Origin of the sequence: Acinetobacter sp. YH12039 (assembly GCF_013420015.1) — a bacterium.
Classification (GTDB): Bacteria; Pseudomonadota; Gammaproteobacteria; order Pseudomonadales; family Moraxellaceae; genus Acinetobacter; species Acinetobacter amyesii.
On record NZ_VOZA01000004.1, the window covers coordinates 43563 to 61500 of the forward strand.

A 17938-nucleotide genomic window follows, 5' to 3' on the forward strand; every position below is an offset into this window, starting at 1 on the left:
CCTTGGCTTCAATGTGGCAGCAATGGATTGAACGTCGATTTAAAATTGATCAGCATAAACAGCTGACTCAAAAAGACGTCTTGATCTTTATCTATCAGCAAGGCTACTTGTATGTGGTGTTAATTTTCATCACCTTTATTGCTGGTGTGAATTATGCCAATAATTTGATTTTAGGCTTTTGCTTTTTAATTAGCGCCGTATTGAGTATTAGTTTCTATATTACTTTTAAGCAGCTTCATGCGTTGCAGATTCAAATAAATGTTGTTGATACACCGCAAGCAGGTGAATTACTCTCGGTCGAAATTTACTTTAAGCAAGATGCTGAACAGGCGCGATATTTGTGGATTAAAACTGAAAATCAGCTACATAAATTATTGTTCAATACGCAACAGCATGGCTTTCAATTAAATTTTACAACCAGCCAACGCGGTTTTTTTCAGATTCCACCCATACAAATTTATAGTGTTTATCCCTTTGGTTTGGTTCGGGCCTGGACGTATTTGTACGTACACCAACCAGCGTGGGTTGCACCTCAAGCCAGTTTGCATTCCGTTGAAAATAAGCAACAACAGCAAAATTTTGAACCTGATCTTGATGAATTTCGCGAATTACGGAGTTTTCAGACGGGGGATTCACTTCATGCGGTGTCTTGGAAACAAGCAGCACGAGGACAAGGCTTATATGTGAAAGTCTTTGAACAGTATGAAGATCTAAAGAAATTGGAGATTCATTATCACTATATGCCAGCTCAAAGTCATGAAGAAAAACTTAGCCTTATGATGGGTTTGGTCGAGCAGGCTGAGCAAAATCACGATCAATATGCACTGTATTTACCTAATGCTGAGTTAGCATCAGGCACTGGAGCACTGCATTTTTCCGAAGCTAAACGGTTATTGGCGCAGGCTTAATTGATGATTGAAAATACCATACGCCGCTCCATACTACTCACTTTAGCTTTGTTGCTCATTGCGCAAATGCTTTATATACCAGTGGTGACATCATTAGTATTTTTAGTCATTTGGCTTATTTTATTACACAATACCCGCGCAACTAAAAAACCATTTTCTAAAATTTTAACCTATGTGCTGACATTGATAGCTTTATTCAGCATTTACATAAGTCATAAAACATTTATTGGTGTTGATGCAGGGGTTACAGTACTTAGTACATTTTTATTTGCTAAATCTTTAGAAACAAAAACACGTCGTGATGTAATTATTTTATTTAACTTTGCGATGTTTGTGATTGCCAGTAGTTTTTTGTTTAGCCAGTCCTTTGCCATGGCATTGGTCATTTTGTTGGCGTTGTTGAGCTGCTTTATTGGATTATTCCGTTTACAGACCGTTGGTTTTAGCCAAGACTCAAGCGGTGAAATACAGGCGATTAAACAAGATATTGGGCATGTGGGAAAATTTATTGGCTTAGCTGTTCCATTTTTTATCTTACTGTTTCTATTTTTTCCACGCCTGCCGCCGCTATGGCACATTCCTATTCCTGAAAATAAAGCCACAACGGGAATCAGTGACAGCATGTCTCCGGGCGATATTGCTGAGTTATCACAGTCGAGTAGTTTGGCTTTTCGTATAATCGGTGATATTCAAGCCTTGCCACCACGTACAGAGCTGTATTGGCGGGCAATGGCTTTAGATGAATATGATGGTTCTAAATGGACCAGTCATTTTTTCAACCAGAACGTTATACAGCTGAATCCAGCTGATTTAAAACCCAAGCGGACATTGAATTATCAATATTTGGCTGCCGACCCAACTGTGATGTGGATTATGTCGTTGGAGCAATCCGTTCCCAATGAAGCACGTTTTGCTTTAGGTCAAGATGGTCGAATTACGCCCTACCGATTAACAGCACGCACGGAGCCGATTCAACTGAAATGGTTAGGAAGTGCAGAGCCGCCACAAATAAAAAATGTGACTTTACTTGAAAAATTAAACACGCGCTATGTTGAAAACTTGGATGTTCAATCACAACAATTGGCCCAAACTTTATGGCAGCGCAGTCATCAAAATCCTGAGCGTTATATTGCAGAAGTTTTGCAATGGTATAAACAAAATCGCTTTGCATATACCTTAAGCCCAGGCGTATTGGGGCAAAATCGGATAGATGATTTTTTATTTGGATCAAGACAGGGCTTTTGCGAACATTTTGCTTCGAGCTTTGCAATGTTGATGCGCTATGTAGGTGTTCCATCGCGTATTGTCGTGGGATATCAAGGTGGTCAATTAGCACCAGATGGAAAAAGTTGGGAAGTTCGTCAACTTGATGCACATGCGTGGACAGAGGTTTATGTCAATCAACATTGGCGTCGAATTGATCCTACAGCCATGATCGCACCTCAGCGTATCGATGGTGGGATGCAGGATTATATGGAACAAGATCGGACAATTTTTGGGAGCCAGCAGTCTACTTGGGCCTATCAACAATTTTCGATGTTGAAAAAAGTCCGTGTATGGAGTGATTATGCGAGTTACCAATGGCAAAGCAAAGTGGTGGGCTATAATACTCAATCTCAACAACAATGGTTTAAAAAGCTCGGTACAAATTCTGCTTATGCAGGTGTTTTAATTCTTATTTTGAGTATTGGTGGCATTGTAGCATTATATTTTATATGGATTTTGTGGAAAAAAAGAAAAAGTTTCAGCCCTCTTGAAAGAGAAATTACCAAGTTTGCTAAGAATTTACCCTTGAGCCAGCAAAAAGTGGCTTCAGAAAGTTTTAGGCATTGGTTACAACGTTTGGCTGAAAATGTACCTGAACAGGAAAGGGCGGCATTTGAACAAGTTATTACGTTATTTGAGCAGGGAATTTATGTAGGTACCGCGCTAAGTTCTCATGATATTCAATATTTTAAGGCTTTGCTTAAAACTTGTACGCAAAATTTAAAAAAGTCAGAAAAGGGCTTGTCATAAAAAATAAAAATGAATATGATTCTACGCATTCTAGGTTTATAGCTCAGTTGGTTAGAGCGCTACGTTGACATCGTAGAGGTCACCAGTTCGAATCTGGTTAAACCTACCAAATTCAAAAGCAGAATCAAAATGATTCTGCTTTTTTTTTTATCTGAAATTATTAGGGTCTGTTGACATTTACTGTTCATAATTAACCCTATAAAGGTAGCCATAAAAATATACAGGCTAAAGCAACAGAACTTTGATAATTCCTTTTGAGCTTGTCATATCGAGTAGCTATTCCTCTAAATTCCTTTAATCTGCAAAACATATTTTCAACTAAATGCCTGATTTTATATAAATAGCAGTCCATATGGTCATTGTTCGATTGGCTATTCGTTTTCCTTGGTATATTCGCTTTAGTCCTTGTTTTCCTGATCTGTTCACGCAGTGATTCTGAATCATAGCCTTTATCTGCGCATACCACTTTTGTCTCTTTTAAATCTAATGTTGATATTAAATCAGGTGCAACTTTAACATCATGTGTGGTTCCATCGGTAATCATGAAATCAATAGGATTACCATGTGCATCAACAATCAAATATATTTTTGAGGAGTTTCCACCTATACTTTTAGAAATAGATTGATTCGCTATGCCGGCAGAATGTTGATGAGCACATACATGAGAGCCATCAATAAAAATCCACTCCATATCGGGGCATGAGGCTAGTAATTTGAATAATTTAAGTAACTTACCGCTGCTTGACCAACGATTAAAACGTTTGAAAATAGAGTTTGAATGGCCAAAACAAGAAGGAATATCTCGCCACGGACAGCCTGTTCTAATTCTATAGAGAATAGCTTCAATGAAATTGCGTAAATTTGAGTTGTGGTGAATGGATAAATTAAGCAGCATAACTTTCAACTTTTGCCAATGTTGATCTGTCAGCATGGTACGAGGCATAGCGAATAGTAAAATTGGGTTTGGCGATTTGATTTTACTACTTCGCTATTTTTTTAAGCTAAAAGTGTCAACACACCCTAATTAAAGTGTTATTAAGACTATAGTTGAATCAAATCGACTTATATGTAAGGTGTTCTTCGCAATCGTTTTCAATCGTATTTGGCCTGAATAGATTCATATGGATTGAGTCGTAAAATCATCATGAGATGGAATTGGGGGTAAATGCATCTATGTGCAAATACATCAATTTGGATATTGGTTGATTAAGTGATTAAGCCAAACTTCTTTGGCTCATATTTCTGCATTTATAACTATATAGCAGTGCTTTATAAAATGTGTGCTATAGCGGATTGGTTAAAACAAAAAAGCCGCATTCTATGCGGCTTTTAATTGAGCAAATAAATTATGTAGCTTCAGCTTCTAAAATTTCGAAGTCATGAGTAATTTCTACACCACCGTCCATCAGCATTTTGCTCGCAGAACAGTATTTTTCAGCAGAAAGTTCAACCGCTTTTGCAACTTGCTTTTCCTTCACGCCATGACCAGTGACTACAAAGTGCAAATGAATTTTAGTGAATACAGCAGGAATAGTGTCGGCACGTTCTGCATTTAATTCACAACGAACATCAGTAATGTCTTGGCGTGCTTTCTTTAAAATCGTCACAATATCGAAAGATGCACAACCACCAAGTCCTGTTAAAATCAGTTCCATTGGGCGCGGACCACGGTTTTCACCGCCATATTCTTGTGATCCATCCATCATAACAGTGTGACCACTTTGAGTTTTTGCTTCAAAAGCAACATTCTCTAGCCAATGAACACTAGTTTGCATTGCAAGTCCCTAAAAAAAGCTATAAATTTACGCAGTACCTGTACACTAACATAAATTGAGTTGATAAGGAATTTCAACTCTTACGTGTGACAAGTTCACTTTAGGTCTTGTGCGATCTATAAATTATCCATATTCGGAAACTGTTAGCATGACTTCAAACTTTTCACAACTTAGCACAGATGCGCTATCTCCGGGGCAGTTACCTGAGTCGGTGAAGGCATTATTAAAACGTGCATATATCAATCGTTACCCAAAACGTACAACAATCGTTGATGCGGGCTCAGAATCTAAATCTTTGTATTTAATTCTTAAGGGTTCAGTATCTATCATTTTACGCGAAGATGATGAGCGTGAAATTGTGGTTGCGTACTTAAATGCGGGTGACTTTTTTGGGGAAATGGGTCTATTCGAAGCAAATGCACAGCGTACTGCAGAAGTGCGTACGCGTGATGTATGTGAAATTGCTGAGATTACCTATGAAAACTTTCATGAATTAAGCAAACAATACCCAGACTTAAGTTATGCGGTATTTGCACAGCTTGTACGTCGTCTTAAAAATACGACACGGAAAGTCACTGACCTTGCGTTTATTGACGTGTCAGGTCGTATTGCACGTTGCTTAATTGATTTATCTTCACAACCAGAAGCAATGATTTTGCCGAATGGTCGTCAGATTCGTATTACTCGTCAAGAGATTGGTCGTATTGTGGGTTGTTCCCGTGAAATGGTTGGTCGTGTTCTAAAAACACTTGAAGAACAAGGTATGATCGAAACTGATGGTAAAGCGATTCTAATTTTTGATGCATCGCTTGAAGAGAAAAGCCAATTGGCTTCTGACGAATTTGACGACGAAGAATAATCATTCTTCCAAATCTAAAAAAGCAAACTCAGGGGTTTGCTTTTTTTATGTCTATTCATTTCTCACTATTTTAGCGGAAGAAACCTTTCTCACATTTTTTGACAAATAAACAGAAAATTATGATTTAAACAAAGCCGATATCTTAGGTAAGCTACTTCGTGACTTATATATTGATATTTAAAATAAAGAGGGAATTTGCGGCATGCAATTTAAACCATTGGCACATACAGGCATATTAGTTCCAGAAATTTGTTTAGGCACCATGACGTTTGGTGAACAAAACACCCAAGCAGAAGCTTTCGAGCAACTGGATTATGCTTTAGAGCGTGGTCTTAACTTTTGGGATACTGCAGAAATGTATCCTGTCCCACCGAAACCTGAAACCCAAGGTTCAACTGAGACTATTATTGGTAACTGGATTGCAGCTCGCGGTGGACGCGATAAATTAATCTTAGCTTCAAAAATTGCAGGTCCGTCACAAGGTGGCAGTCATATTCGAGATGGGCAAACCAAATTTATTGCTTCGGAAATTGAGTCTGCTCTAGATCAATCTCTTCAGCGCTTACAAACAGATTACCTTGACTTATACCAGCTGCATTGGCCGCAACGACCAACCAACTTTTTCGGTAAATTGGGTTTTGGCAATGCCGAAGCGAACAATACGCAAACCATTACCAATTTAGAAGAAACATTGGTTGCTTTAAGTTATGAGGTGAAAAAAGGCCGAATTCGTACTATTGGACTCTCCAATGAAACACCATGGGGAACTTTAAAATTCCTACAACTTGCAGAAAAGCATGGTTTAGAAAAAATTGTCAGTGTGCAAAATCCGTATAGTTTATTGAACCGTACTTATGAAATAGGTTTATCTGAAATTGCACACTACGAAGGCGTGGGCTTATTGGCATATTCTCCATTGGCATTTGGTTATCTAACAGGTAAATTCCGTCATGGTGCGCGTCCTGCCAATGCTCGAGTGACACTATTTTCACGCTTTAGCCGCTATTCAAATGCGGAGAGTGAATGGGCAACAGAACAATATGCACAATTGGCAGAACAGCATGGTTTAACGTTGACACAGTTAGCACTAGCATTTATTAAGCAGCAATTTTTTGTCACCAGTACAATTATTGGTGCGACAAATCTAGATCAGTTGAAAGAAAATATTGATGCTTTTGAGGTGAATTTATCAGAAGACATTTTAAAAGGGATTGAAGCTATTCATCGCCAACAGCCAAATCCTGCACCTTAAGCTGAACTTTTTAGTGGATTAAGCAAAAGCCTGCATGTAAATGTGGGCTTTTTTGACATTTGTATTATTTAAGCAAATGGAAAATCATTGAATTTTATTGTCAGAAAGTCAGTTGAGTTGACAAGAAAATTGCCTAAAAATACATATGTATTTAAACAATATAATAAAGTACTAAATTCTTCAATAAATGACTTGAAAAGTATTCTATTTATACCAATATTATAATTGAGATTTATCTTTATCTTAAAATTAACTCATTGAAAAATATTTGAAAAATGTATTTGAAATTTTAAATATGACTCCCATATATGCTTCAAGTACAGAATTTGTTGTGAGGAATAACAAGAATGCGATTCGAAAAATTCACAAACCGTTTGCAGCAAGCATTATCCGATGCCCAATCTTTAGCAATGGGGAAAGACCATACAGCCATTGAAGGAATCCATATTCTTTCGACATTGCTTGAAGAGCCTTCGAACCAAAGCTTGTTACAACAGGCAGGTGCTAATCTTCCTGAGTTAAAAACCAAACTTCAGCAAGCCCTACAGGATACCGCCACCATTGCGACGCCGACAGGGGACATCAACCTAAATCCTGAAGCAGTCAAAGCGCTAAATTTAGCCGATAGTTTTGCGCAAAAAGCTGGAGATGAGTTTCTTTCTACAGATTGGGTGATTCTCGGTTTAGCTGAAACGGGTAAAACCAAAACCTTATTAAATAGTGTAGGCGTAACGACAGATAAATTACGTAGTGCAATTGAACAAATACGAGGCGGTGAACAAGTCATGAGTAATAACCACGAAGATCAACGTGATTCACTCAACAAATATACCTTAGACCTCAATGCACGTGCATTAGAAGGTAAGTTAGATCCAGTTATTGGTCGTGACGAAGAGATTCGTCGTACCATTCAAGTTTTATCGCGTCGTAGTAAAAACAACCCGGTATTGATTGGTGAGCCGGGTGTGGGTAAAACTGCAATCGTTGAGGGCTTAGCACAGCGTATCGTCAATGGCGAAGTTCCTGAAAGTCTGAAAGGTAAACGTGTACTTTCACTTGACTTAGGTTCATTGCTTGCAGGTGCAAAATACCGCGGTGAATTTGAAGAACGTCTTAAAGCCGTTCTAAAAGATTTAGCCAAATATGATGGCGAGATTATTCTTTTCATTGACGAATTACATACGCTTGTTGGCGCAGGTAAAGGCGATGGTGCAATGGATGCTGGTAACATGCTTAAACCTGCATTAGCGCGTGGTGAGCTACGCTGTGTAGGTGCGACGACACTTGATGAATATCGTCAATATATCGAAAAAGATGCGGCTCTAGAACGTCGTTTCCAAAAAGTGATCGTTGATGAACCGAGTGTGGAAGATACCATTGCGATTTTACGTGGTCTAAAAGACAAATATGCAACCCATCATGGTGTGCAAATTTTAGACTCAGCGATTATTGCTGCGGCAAAAATGTCGCACCGTTACATCACAGATCGTCAGTTACCAGACAAAGCCATTGATTTGATTGATGAAGCAGCATCACGAATTAAAATGGAAATTGACTCAAAACCTGAGCCATTAGACCGTTTAGATCGTCGCCTAATTCAATTGAAAATGCAACTTGAAGCCGTGAAAAAAGATGCAGATTCAGTCTCAAAAGCTGAAGTTGAGCACCTAGAGAAACAAATTGCTGAAGTTCAAAAAGAATATAGCGATTTGGAAGAAGTGTGGATTGCGGAAAAACGTTTGGTTGACGGCACGAATCAGGCTCAAATCGAGCTAGATAAAGCACGTACTGCCTTTGAAAAAGCACAACGTGAAGGTGATTTAGCAGAAGCGAGCCGTTTGCAATATGGCGTTATTCCTGAGTTGCAAAAACGCTTGAATGAAGAAGAAGTCGCCGAGGTGAACGAAGAACCGAAACTGATTCGTACCAAAGTCACAGAAAATGAAATCGCTGAAGTGGTAAGTGCGGCTACAGGTATTCCTGTTGCGAAAATGTTGCAAGGTGAACGTGAAAAACTCTTACATATGGAAGAGTTCTTACATAACCGTGTAGTGGGTCAAGATGAAGCTGTCGTAGCAGTGTCGAATGCGGTGCGTCGTTCTCGTGCAGGATTATCCGATCCAAACCGCCCAAGTGGTTCATTCTTATTCCTTGGGCCTACAGGTGTAGGTAAAACTGAGTTAACCAAAGCGCTAGGTAATTTCTTATTTGACAGTGATGATGCGATTATTCGTATCGACATGTCAGAGTTTATGGAAAAGCATTCGGTGAGCCGTTTGGTAGGTGCGCCTCCGGGCTATGTGGGTTATGAAGAAGGCGGTGTATTAACCGAGGCTGTTCGTCGTAAACCTTATAGTGTAGTGTTGTTTGATGAGGTTGAAAAAGCACATCCAGACGTCTTTAACATCTTGCTTCAAGTGTTGGATGATGGTCGACTAACAGACTCACAAGGTCGTGTGATTGATTTCAAAAACACCGTGATCGTGATGACCTCGAACTTAGGTTCAACCGATGTTCGTGAATTAGGTGAAAACCCGTCGAAAGACGAAGTTCGTGCTGTGGTGATGGCTGCTGTCTCGGAACATTTCCGTCCTGAATTTGTGAACCGTATTGATGAGCTGGTGGTTTTCCATTCTTTACAAAAAGCGCAAATTCGTGGCATTGCAGATATTCAGTTGGATCGTTTACGTTCACGTTTGGCTGACAAAGACATGAGTTTGGCAGTTGAAGATAGTGCCTTTGAGTTACTTATCGATGCTGGTTTTGACCCTGTATATGGTGCACGTCCTCTAAAACGTGCCATCCAACAACAAGTTGAAAATACACTGGCACAGAAAATCTTGTCAGGCGCGTTCCAACCGGGCGATACGATTGTTGTTCAAGCGGAAGGAGATCACCTAAGTTTTGACAAGATGAAACTCAATTAAAAGGTACAAATTAGCCACGTTCAGTTGTAAAAACAGAAACCCGGTTTAGGCCGGGTTTTTTTATTTTACGCTTTTCGTGATTTTCGTTTAAATACGTAAAGTTCATTGCATTTCATCATTTTCACCCACTAATATGACGTCCGCACGCATCCAACGAGATGACTGTGTTCTGTAAAACAAAAACAATATCGCGCGTTCATCAAGAATGAATGGCAACAGGAAATTATGATTATGATGGAATTTAAACTGCTTAGGCAGATCAAAAAAGAACCTTATAGTTTATATAAACATACTGGTGACATCACTGTTCAAGAACTCAAACGCATGTATGGTATTTATCAAAAGTATTATGCCAATACCCGTTATGAAATTTTTGAACGCGACTTCTTAGAAAAAACCGGTGTTTTTTTTATTATTGAACCGAAAAATAATCAAATTGTCGGATTTTCGACGGTTATGGAACGTGACTTTGTTGTTGATGGTAAAGCCCGACATGCTTTTTTCAGTGGAGATACCATTATTGAGAAAGAGTACTGGGGGAATCGTGCATTAACCCGAGCAATGTTCCGTTATATTATTAGTTTTAAATTCCGTCATCCAAGAACCCCTGTATATTGGATTTTAATCTCTAAAGGCTTTAAAACTTATCTGCTCTTAGCCAATAACTACTACAGCTACTATCCACATTATGGTGAGAAAAATGCTCATCTCAAAGACTTTGTCGAATCGTACTGTAAAGAATATTTCTCAGAATATTATAACCATGAAACAGGTCTTCTGAATTTTGGCGAAGACTACCAGCCACTCAAAGCAGATGTTGCGCCAATCACCCATGAGATGCGCGAAAACAATACCAAGATTGCTTTCTTTGAAGATAAGAACCCAACGTGGGTCGATGGAACTGAACTACCGTGCATTGGTGAATTACGTTGGAGCGATTTATACCGTTATGTAAATCGATTCTTAACCAAGACCACCAGTGTGAGTAAACATGACAGCAAGTTACGTTATAAGTCTCGTACATTGCATATTGCGACAGGTTCAGACTCGAAGGTGGCCTAATGGGATTGCTTCTCACCACTGCACATCAAGTTTTGAATATTGCCTGCCGTAAAGCATTTCAACGCTATACACAGCAGGCAAATCAGCTGGAAAATGTGCAACGTAAAAAATTAAGTCATTTTTTAAAGCAGCACATTTCGCAAAATTTAAGCTATGAGCAATTTGCCAAAAAATATCCGCTATCGCGTTATAGCAATTGGAAAAGCCAAATTGAACAATCCAGACAAAGTGGCAAAAATTGTTTGGGGCCTGAAAAAATTGTACGGTTTCAACCCACCAGTGGGTCGAGTGAAGCAATTAAATTCATTCCCTATACTCAGGCTTTTTTAGATGAATTGGATGAAGCTATTGGGTTATGGCTCACCAATTTATACCGAACTCATCCACAACTGAAGAATTCAACGCATTATTGGTCGGTTTCATGGTTGCCTGAAAGCCAGCGAAAGCTTTTAGAAAATAGTAATTTGAATGATGATAGTGCGCTCCTTAATCTGTCGAAGCGAGTGCTGAGTAAAATTACCCAGTCGGTACCGACTGAAATTGCGATGGCAAGTTCAGCCGAAGATGCCATGTTTGCAACTGCGGTGTATCTCGTTGCAGATAAGCATTTAGGCATGATTTCGGTATGGAGTCCTACATTTGCTTTGCAATTGTTGGATATCATTCAAGAACATCAAGCTGAAATTGTGCAGGTCTTGAAAACTGGACAATGGCAACGTGAGGGATTGAGTTTTCTGCAAGTTCCTAAATCTTGTCAACAATGCTATCGCTTACAAGACTTGGATTTGACCCAAGCATCGGCGTGGAAAAAACTGTGGCCTAAACTCAGTCTGGTTTCGAGTTGGGATACAGCGAGCGCAGAGCAGTGGGCAGTACAACTCCAGCAACGAATTGCAGGTGTGGCATTTGAAGGTAAAGGTTTATGGGCAACTGAAGGCGTAGTGACGATTCCATTTGCAGAGCGTTTTACCTTAAGTTATCAGTCACATTTTTATGAATTTATTTTGCAGGACAGCCAAAAAGTGGTGCCATCTTGGCAACTGAAAATAGGCGATATCGTTAGTCCTGTGATCACGACAGGTTCAGGATTAATTCGTTATGTGATTGATGATGAATTAGAAGTCACCGACTTTTATCAGCAAGTGCCATGTTTTAAATTTTTAGGTCGAAAAATGACGGTTGATTTGGTCGGAGAAAAGCTCGACCACAATGCAGCAGTTAAAGTCCTTGCAGAGTTTAAACAAGCGGATTATTTGCCGATTAGTATCTTGGGTATTGAACAATGTTCGGTTAAAAAACCACACTATATTTTACTCAGTGAAGGCAATGTAGATAAACAACCATCCGCTCAAGCACTAGACCGTTTGCTTAAACATAATTTTCATTATGAATTGGCACGCGATCTAGGGCAGTTGGATGAACCTGAAGTGGTACATGTACAAGATGCTTGGGACTACTACAAAACACTAGCCATGAACAATGGCATGATTGAAGGGAATATTAAGCCTGAGCCGCTTAAGAAAATGAAAACAAAAATAATTGAGTATTGAGATGGATATCGATGTGTTAGATGCACCGTTCGACGAAACGGCGTTATATCATTCAAAGAATGAGACTAAGTTTGCGGTTCGAAATGCGACTGTCGAAGATGATGAGCAACTAATGAAAATTAGTGCAGAGACTATGCCAAGCAATGGCATCACATTATCTTATGCGCGTCACCCCAGTTATTTTGATGCCAGCCACGCACAGTATAATCGTCCAGATTTAAAAGTGGTTGTCCCTGTGGAAGATCCATCTATCGTGATTGCGATGATGAATTTGGGATGGCGTTATTGTTATATCAATGGTCAGCCTGACCTGATGCGTTATGTCGCCGATTTAAGAATGAATCCAGCGTATCGTGGTGCTAAAGTCATGCGCTTATTGATGGACTATCTCCATGATGAAATACCACAAGACACGATTTTTGAAAGTGTGGTTTTAAACGACAATATTGTCGCTGCCAGTATTTTACATCATGAAAGATCTGGATTTCCGCTGCCATATTTTTATGATGAAATTCGAACCTTTACCGTTTCACAGGCAGTGAAACCAAAAACTTTCAATCAATATCAATTTAAAACCCTGACTGCTGAACGTGTAGATGAAGCGAATGATTTCATTTTAAAAATGAAAGACCATTATAATTTTTTACCTAGCTATGATTTTAATGCTTTAGTAGATGGTCAAAATCCATTTTGGGCATGCTTAAATCTAGATGACTTCTATTTGATTTACGATCAGCACAATCAGTTGGTTGGACTTTATGGCTTATGGAATCAAAAAAGTTTTAAACAAACTCGAGTGATCGATTATTCAAGGTCATTAAAGTTGATGAAACCTTTTTATAATGCCTATGCCAGTGTGCGTGGTGTTTTATCACTGCCAAAAATTCATGGAACCTTTGATTATTTAATGTTGCATAGTCCGCTATGTCATCCTGAACATCTGGACGTATTTGCAAGTTTGATTTTTCATGCAAAACAGCAGACAAAGCAACGTGGTAAAGAAACCTATTGTATTACTTTGGCAGAGAAGGACCCGCGTATTGAGTGGATGAAAAATACGACCTCACATGTGTTAAAAGCCAAGCACTATTTTCATAGTTTTAAAGCCAATCCATACGCTGCTTTTGATCGTAAACGTATTAGTTATTTTGAAGTTGGGCGTATATAGAGGAAGTGATAACGATCAAAAAATCAATTAAAACTGCCAAATCAATCATTTAAAATCATTCTAATTGTGTACTTATGTAACTGAGTTCTTCAGTATACTGCGCAAAGAATAATCAGAATGAGAAAGACATGTCGAAGTTGATGTGGGGAATTGGCAGTTTAGCGGTGCTTTCAGCAGCAGTGGTGGGAGGGAATTTATATGCAGATAAATCTCTTGCCCAATTTTATACACAGAATAATTGGTCAGCAGCTGTACAAGATGTTGATGTGAAGTACAGCAATTATCAAATGGGCTTGATGGGTGGAACGGTCGATTGGGTATTAACCCTGAAAACAGACCCGTGTAAACCCAAAGAAGTGATTGTGTTGAAGGGAACCGATCAGATTCAACGTGGGTTGAAAGGCTATAACATCAACTCTAACTTTAAGATTGTTCAACAACAAAGTACGTCCGAATATGCCAAGCTTTTTGGTACGGACTTAACGGCAAAAACCTTGGTCAATTGGATTGGTCAAAGTAAAACAGATTTACAGATTCCTGCATTTAAAACGACTGCACAAGGTGCAACGGTACAAGCTGATGCCAGCCAATTGCAAATTCGAATCAATAGTCTACCGGGACAAGCAACGAAGGTATCTGAGCTTTCAATCCATTTACCTGTAGTTCGGTTGAGTGAAGGTCCAATGCAAACCATGGTGCAAAATTTTTCGATGAAAACCAATCAAGGTTTAAATCAGGAAAATCTTGAAAATGGCTTTATTGAAATCCAAGCGGGTTCTATCAAACGTTTAGATCAAAAGTTCTCAGGCGGCATGCGTGGTATGCAACTGCGTTGGGAGACCGAGCTAAATGAACATGATGTGGACTTTGAAGGCTATTTAAAAGCAGATGAGATGGATTTCCCAGGTTCACCGGTCACCAAAGATTTCGCACTGAATTTGGCATTGCATAAAGTCAATTTGGATAAAGTTCGTGCATTTAGTGAACTTTTGCATCAGGTGGAAAATTCCTGTGATGCAGTGGGTGAATCAAGTGAAGAAATGACTCAAGCTTTCTTAGCTATCGCAAGCCAAGGTTTTGATTTTGAGTCTAAAGATAACTCGATCAGTATTGGTGGAGGTAAAGCCTCTGCAAATGTCGTGGGGAAAGTCATGCCGGGTCACCATGCCTCAATGGAGTCTTTTATTAAAATGGTGCCGAGCTTACTGGATTTTCAAGCAGACTTAAGTTTTGATAAAAATATGATGACTGCAATCATGAATAACTTTTTGCAATTACAGGGCAAAAGTTTGTCAGGACAGGAAGCTGAAGCCATGTTTGCTGGTTTTGAAACATCAGGGCAAGGCAAGCGCGATGGCGATAACATGGTCATGAGTATGCAATATAAGTTCGGTCAAAAGCTTTTTGGTCAAGCCATACAAAAGAAATAAGCAACCAGTAGTGAGTAGTTAAGTTTAAAAAATATAAAACCGTCATAGATTGGCGGTTTTGTATTTTTGGCTACAGAATTATGATTTTCAGTTTATCGGAACACAGCGGCCTAGCCATTGTTGAACAGTTGAAAAGTTGCTAGCGTCAATGGGCAACTAGCCAATGAAAACAACAATAGGAAAGACACCATGTCACACGATTATTTTTTTAGACGGAAACTTGTTCATTCATCCATGCCTAAATGTTCTTGGGTAAAACACAGTCTTATTAGTAGCATTTTTCTGATCGCTGTTCAGTCTACAGTTTTTGCGGGTACTTCAATTTCAGATCAACGTTTGTCGAATGAAACGCAAGGTAAAAAACAATTTAGTTAAGAAACCTTAGATATTATTGAGAGTGAAGCAGCTAAACCCAAAGAAGAGCAGCAGAACAATTCAAATCATAAATCTAATCGTAATAATAAGATCATTCAGGAGACCCAGCTTGAAGGCTCAACCATGAGTGATTATTTGCTTCAAAAGAAAAGGGCAGCGGATCAGGTCGGGTTAATACAATCTCCTGAAGTTGCACCGATTAACCGTATTGTGCTGCAAGAGCGACATGAAAATATTCGAGTAACGTATCCAGATGGAGTCGTGGTTGAAATGAAGCACTGACGTGCTTCATTTCATAGATCAGGAATTTCTAAAGTCAAACCTTAGATTTGTGGATGAGTGATTTTCCATGCACGGTGAATTTTGGTATTACGTTTAAAGTCTAGGCCAATGGTTTCATTGCTGATTTCTTCAACGTCAAACATTGCCATGATCACATCGTCCATCTCAAAACCACGGTAGTTGTTTGAGAAGTAAAGCGTTCCGTCAGTGGTTAAACGGTTCATGGCACGTTTAAGCAAAGACATATGGTCGCGTTGGACATCAAACGTACCATAGAACTTTTTAGAGTTAGAGAATGTTGGTGGGTCAATAAAGATCAGGTCATATTGCTCGTGACCTTCTTTCAACCATTCAAAACAGTCGCTAGAGAAGAACTGATGTTGTTCATCTGCATGATCTACTGTCAAACCATTCAGTACAAAGTTCTCTTTAGACCAGTTTAGGTAGGTATTTGACAAATCGACACTGGTCGTACTTGCTGCACCGCCAAGCGCTGCATGTAAGCTCGCTGTAGAGGTATAGCTATATAAGTTCAGGAAGTGTTTACCTTTGGCTTCTTTGGCAATACGTAGACGCATTTGACGATGGTCAAGGAACAAACCTGTATCGAGGTAGTCTGTTAGGTTCACCAAAATCTTTGCTTTGCCTTCTTGAACGATAAAACGTTTAGACGCAGTACTTTGTTTGGTGTACTGATTTTTACCTTCTTGGCGGGCACGTGTTTTAATGAAAATCGCATCACGACCTAAGCCTGTCACTGCACGAATCGCTTGCAGTGCTAAGTTAAAGCGTTTTTTGGCTTTCTCAGGGTCAATTTTTTTCGGTGGTGCGTATTCTTGTACGTGTAAACGATCACCATACAAATCTACCGCGACATTAAAGTCTGGTAAATCGGCATCATATAAACGTAGGCAGAAAATATTTTCTTTAACTGCCCATTTTTTAAGATTCTGCATGTTTTTTTGCAGACGGTTAGTAAAGTCTTCTGCACCTTCAATTTTTTCAAATTGTTGAGGTTCCCAATGCTCGAGGAAAGGCTTTTGAACTGCCGCAGGTTTGACTGTACCAAAACGGACGTAAATTGGCAGCTTACCATTCATCAAACGCAAAATTTGCGGATCATTAAAGGCAAGGACATCGGCCTGTTCAACTTGTGCTGCAATAATCGCAGCAGGCTGGTTCGGGAAGTTCTTTTGTAATAGTGCCGATAAACCTAAATACAGAGCACGGTTAGAGGCTTTATCACCTAAACGCTCACCGTATGGCGGGTTGGTGACAACAAAGCTTTTCTTACCTGTTGCTTGGAAATCTGGCCAGTCTGCAAGTGTACGTTCTTCAATCTTAATTTGATCAAGTACAGATTCGAAACCTGCCGCGATAATATTTTGTTTGGTTGCTTTTACCGCTTCCCAGTCTGCATCAAATGCATAGAATTGTGGCAGAGGGTTTTCAAGTGCGGCTTTATGACGTTCAGCAGCTTCGCCTTTGATCGACATCCAAAGTTCATGGTCATGACCATTCCAACCATTAAAACCAAAACGACGAACAAGGCCTGGTGCGCGGTCAGTCAAAATCATTAAAGATTCAATGATAAAGGTCCCTGAACCACACATTGGGTCCAAGATAATATCGGGTTGATGTTGTTTAAGTTTTGCTTTCTGTAAGATAGCAGCCGCTAAGTTTTCTTTAATCGGTGCATCTGTCATGTAGCGACGGTAGCCGCGTTTATGCAGAGAATCACCTGATAAATCTAAGCAATAAGTATGTTCAGTTTTGCCAGCTAATACATACAACGTAATTTCAGGTTGCTTAATGTCAATGCTAGGACGTTTGCCCACAGCTTCCATAAAGGAATCGACCACACCATCTTTGACACGTAAAGTTGCGAACTGAGAATTGACTTTAATGTCACGTTCGATGTGTAAACGAACAGCAAATGTACTTTGTGGTGCAAAAATAAGTGACCAGTCAAAGTTTATTGCACCTTCATAGAGCTCTTCCGCTACATCACGTGCATCATGCGTGAACTCTAATTCATGTGTATGAATCGGGGTGAGTACACGAGAAGCCAAACGTGACCACATGCAAATACGGTATGCATCTTCAAGTGTGCCTTTGAATACAAGACGACCCGGGAATTGTTCAATATTTTGAACACCTAAACCTTCAATTTCCTCGCGGAGTAAGGTTTCCAGTCCATCTGCACAGGTAACCCAATATGTAGAAAGACGCGGTTTCGAATTCATGTAAATTTCCAAAGGCAAAAAAGCAATCGCATATTTTAACGTATTTTCGTGGATTTGGGCGGACGATATTGCGCTGAAACGGGAGAAA

At 39.4% G+C, this 17938-nt stretch carries 14 protein-coding genes and 1 tRNA gene; 12 read left to right on the top strand and 3 right to left on the bottom strand.

What is annotated here, in order from left to right:
- The first annotated feature begins 2 nt into the window (after nucleotides 1-2).
- From FTT98_RS03075 to FTT98_RS03085, 3 genes are all read left to right on the top strand, one after another.
- Entirely contained in the window at nucleotides 3-908 is a 906-nt protein-coding gene (locus FTT98_RS03075) for a DUF58 domain-containing protein (protein ID WP_180176970.1), read from the top strand.
- Between the two features lie 3 nt (nucleotides 909-911).
- Entirely contained in the window at nucleotides 912-2924 is a 2013-nt protein-coding gene (locus FTT98_RS03080; RefSeq protein ID WP_180176971.1) for a DUF3488 and transglutaminase-like domain-containing protein, read from the top strand.
- Between the two features lie 32 nt (nucleotides 2925-2956).
- A tRNA-Val gene (locus tag FTT98_RS03085) sits at nucleotides 2957-3033 on the top strand.
- A gap of 87 nt (nucleotides 3034-3120) precedes the next feature.
- Here the strand turns inward: FTT98_RS03085 and FTT98_RS03090 are convergent.
- Together FTT98_RS03090 and FTT98_RS03095 are read right to left on the bottom strand one after the other, a co-directional pair.
- Nucleotides 3121-3867 carry an IS5 family transposase gene (locus FTT98_RS03090; RefSeq protein WP_180134860.1) on the bottom strand — a complete coding sequence of 249 codons (747 nt, stop codon included), beginning with the start codon at nucleotides 3865-3867 and terminating at the stop codon, nucleotides 3121-3123.
- Nucleotides 3868-4270: 403 nt separating this feature from the next.
- The gene (locus tag FTT98_RS03095) at nucleotides 4271-4699 is read right to left on the bottom strand and encodes an OsmC family protein (protein WP_180134859.1); all 429 of its coding nucleotides are present in this window, start codon (nucleotides 4697-4699) and stop codon (nucleotides 4271-4273) included.
- 148 nt (nucleotides 4700-4847) lie between these two features.
- Here FTT98_RS03095 and crp point away from each other — a divergent pair, with 148 nt between their 5' ends.
- From crp to FTT98_RS03140, 9 genes are all read left to right on the top strand, one after another.
- Complete coding sequence (crp, locus tag FTT98_RS03100; RefSeq protein ID WP_180055139.1) at nucleotides 4848-5558, top strand: cAMP-activated global transcriptional regulator CRP; 711 nt, start codon at nucleotides 4848-4850, stop codon at nucleotides 5556-5558.
- A gap of 202 nt (nucleotides 5559-5760) precedes the next feature.
- Nucleotides 5761-6810: an NADP(H)-dependent aldo-keto reductase gene (locus FTT98_RS03105; protein ID WP_180055141.1), complete on the top strand. Its 1050-nt coding sequence runs from the start codon at nucleotides 5761-5763 to the stop codon at nucleotides 6808-6810.
- Nucleotides 6811-7157: 347 nt separating this feature from the next.
- Complete coding sequence (gene clpB / locus FTT98_RS03110; protein WP_180021988.1) at nucleotides 7158-9737, top strand: ATP-dependent chaperone ClpB; 2580 nt, start codon at nucleotides 7158-7160, stop codon at nucleotides 9735-9737.
- Nucleotides 9738-9962: 225 nt separating this feature from the next.
- Entirely contained in the window at nucleotides 9963-10799 is an 837-nt protein-coding gene (locus FTT98_RS03115) for a hypothetical protein (protein WP_306669694.1), read from the top strand.
- A complete protein-coding gene (locus tag FTT98_RS03120; RefSeq protein WP_180176972.1) occupies nucleotides 10799-12349 on the top strand; it encodes a GH3 auxin-responsive promoter family protein in 1551 nt (516 codons plus the stop codon). The genes FTT98_RS03115 and FTT98_RS03120 overlap by 1 nt, the downstream gene beginning before the upstream one ends.
- Before the next feature lies 1 nt (nucleotide 12350).
- Nucleotides 12351-13517: a GNAT family N-acetyltransferase gene (locus FTT98_RS03125; RefSeq protein ID WP_180170133.1), complete on the top strand. Its 1167-nt coding sequence runs from the start codon at nucleotides 12351-12353 to the stop codon at nucleotides 13515-13517.
- 128 nt (nucleotides 13518-13645) lie between these two features.
- Entirely contained in the window at nucleotides 13646-14947 is a 1302-nt protein-coding gene (locus tag FTT98_RS03130; protein WP_180176973.1) for a DUF945 family protein, read from the top strand.
- A gap of 189 nt (nucleotides 14948-15136) precedes the next feature.
- Complete coding sequence (locus tag FTT98_RS03135) at nucleotides 15137-15322, top strand: hypothetical protein (RefSeq protein WP_180055150.1); 186 nt, start codon at nucleotides 15137-15139, stop codon at nucleotides 15320-15322.
- Nucleotides 15323-15445: 123 nt separating this feature from the next.
- Nucleotides 15446-15604: a hypothetical protein gene (locus FTT98_RS03140; RefSeq protein ID WP_162689727.1), complete on the top strand. Its 159-nt coding sequence runs from the start codon at nucleotides 15446-15448 to the stop codon at nucleotides 15602-15604.
- Nucleotides 15605-15645: 41 nt separating this feature from the next.
- Here FTT98_RS03140 and rlmKL read toward each other — a convergent pair whose 3' ends face one another.
- Nucleotides 15646-17850: a bifunctional 23S rRNA (guanine(2069)-N(7))-methyltransferase RlmK/23S rRNA (guanine(2445)-N(2))-methyltransferase RlmL gene (gene rlmKL / locus FTT98_RS03145; RefSeq protein WP_078188622.1), complete on the bottom strand. Its 2205-nt coding sequence runs from the start codon at nucleotides 17848-17850 to the stop codon at nucleotides 15646-15648.
- Nucleotides 17851-17938 lie beyond the last annotated feature (88 nt).

Coding starts and splice junctions, on each gene's coding strand:
- FTT98_RS03105 (WP_180055141.1), top strand. CDS start 5,761: ATGCAATTTAAACCATTGGCACATACAGGCATATTAGTTCCAGAAATT.
- FTT98_RS03115 (WP_306669694.1), top strand. CDS start 9,963: ATGATTATGATGGAATTTAAACTGCTTAGGCAGATCAAAAAAGAACCT.
- crp (WP_180055139.1), top strand. CDS start 4,848: ATGACTTCAAACTTTTCACAACTTAGCACAGATGCGCTATCTCCGGGG.
- FTT98_RS03140 (WP_162689727.1), top strand. CDS start 15,446: ATGAGTGATTATTTGCTTCAAAAGAAAAGGGCAGCGGATCAGGTCGGG.
- FTT98_RS03120 (WP_180176972.1), top strand. CDS start 10,799: ATGGGATTGCTTCTCACCACTGCACATCAAGTTTTGAATATTGCCTGC.
- FTT98_RS03080 (WP_180176971.1), top strand. CDS start 912: ATGATTGAAAATACCATACGCCGCTCCATACTACTCACTTTAGCTTTG.
- FTT98_RS03095 (WP_180134859.1), bottom strand. CDS start 4,699: ATGCAAACTAGTGTTCATTGGCTAGAGAATGTTGCTTTTGAAGCAAAA.
- clpB (WP_180021988.1), top strand. CDS start 7,158: ATGCGATTCGAAAAATTCACAAACCGTTTGCAGCAAGCATTATCCGAT.
- FTT98_RS03130 (WP_180176973.1), top strand. CDS start 13,646: ATGTCGAAGTTGATGTGGGGAATTGGCAGTTTAGCGGTGCTTTCAGCA.
- rlmKL (WP_078188622.1), bottom strand. CDS start 17,850: ATGAATTCGAAACCGCGTCTTTCTACATATTGGGTTACCTGTGCAGAT.
- FTT98_RS03125 (WP_180170133.1), top strand. CDS start 12,351: ATGGATATCGATGTGTTAGATGCACCGTTCGACGAAACGGCGTTATAT.
- FTT98_RS03135 (WP_180055150.1), top strand. CDS start 15,137: ATGTCACACGATTATTTTTTTAGACGGAAACTTGTTCATTCATCCATG.
- FTT98_RS03090 (WP_180134860.1), bottom strand. CDS start 3,867: ATGCCTCGTACCATGCTGACAGATCAACATTGGCAAAAGTTGAAAGTT.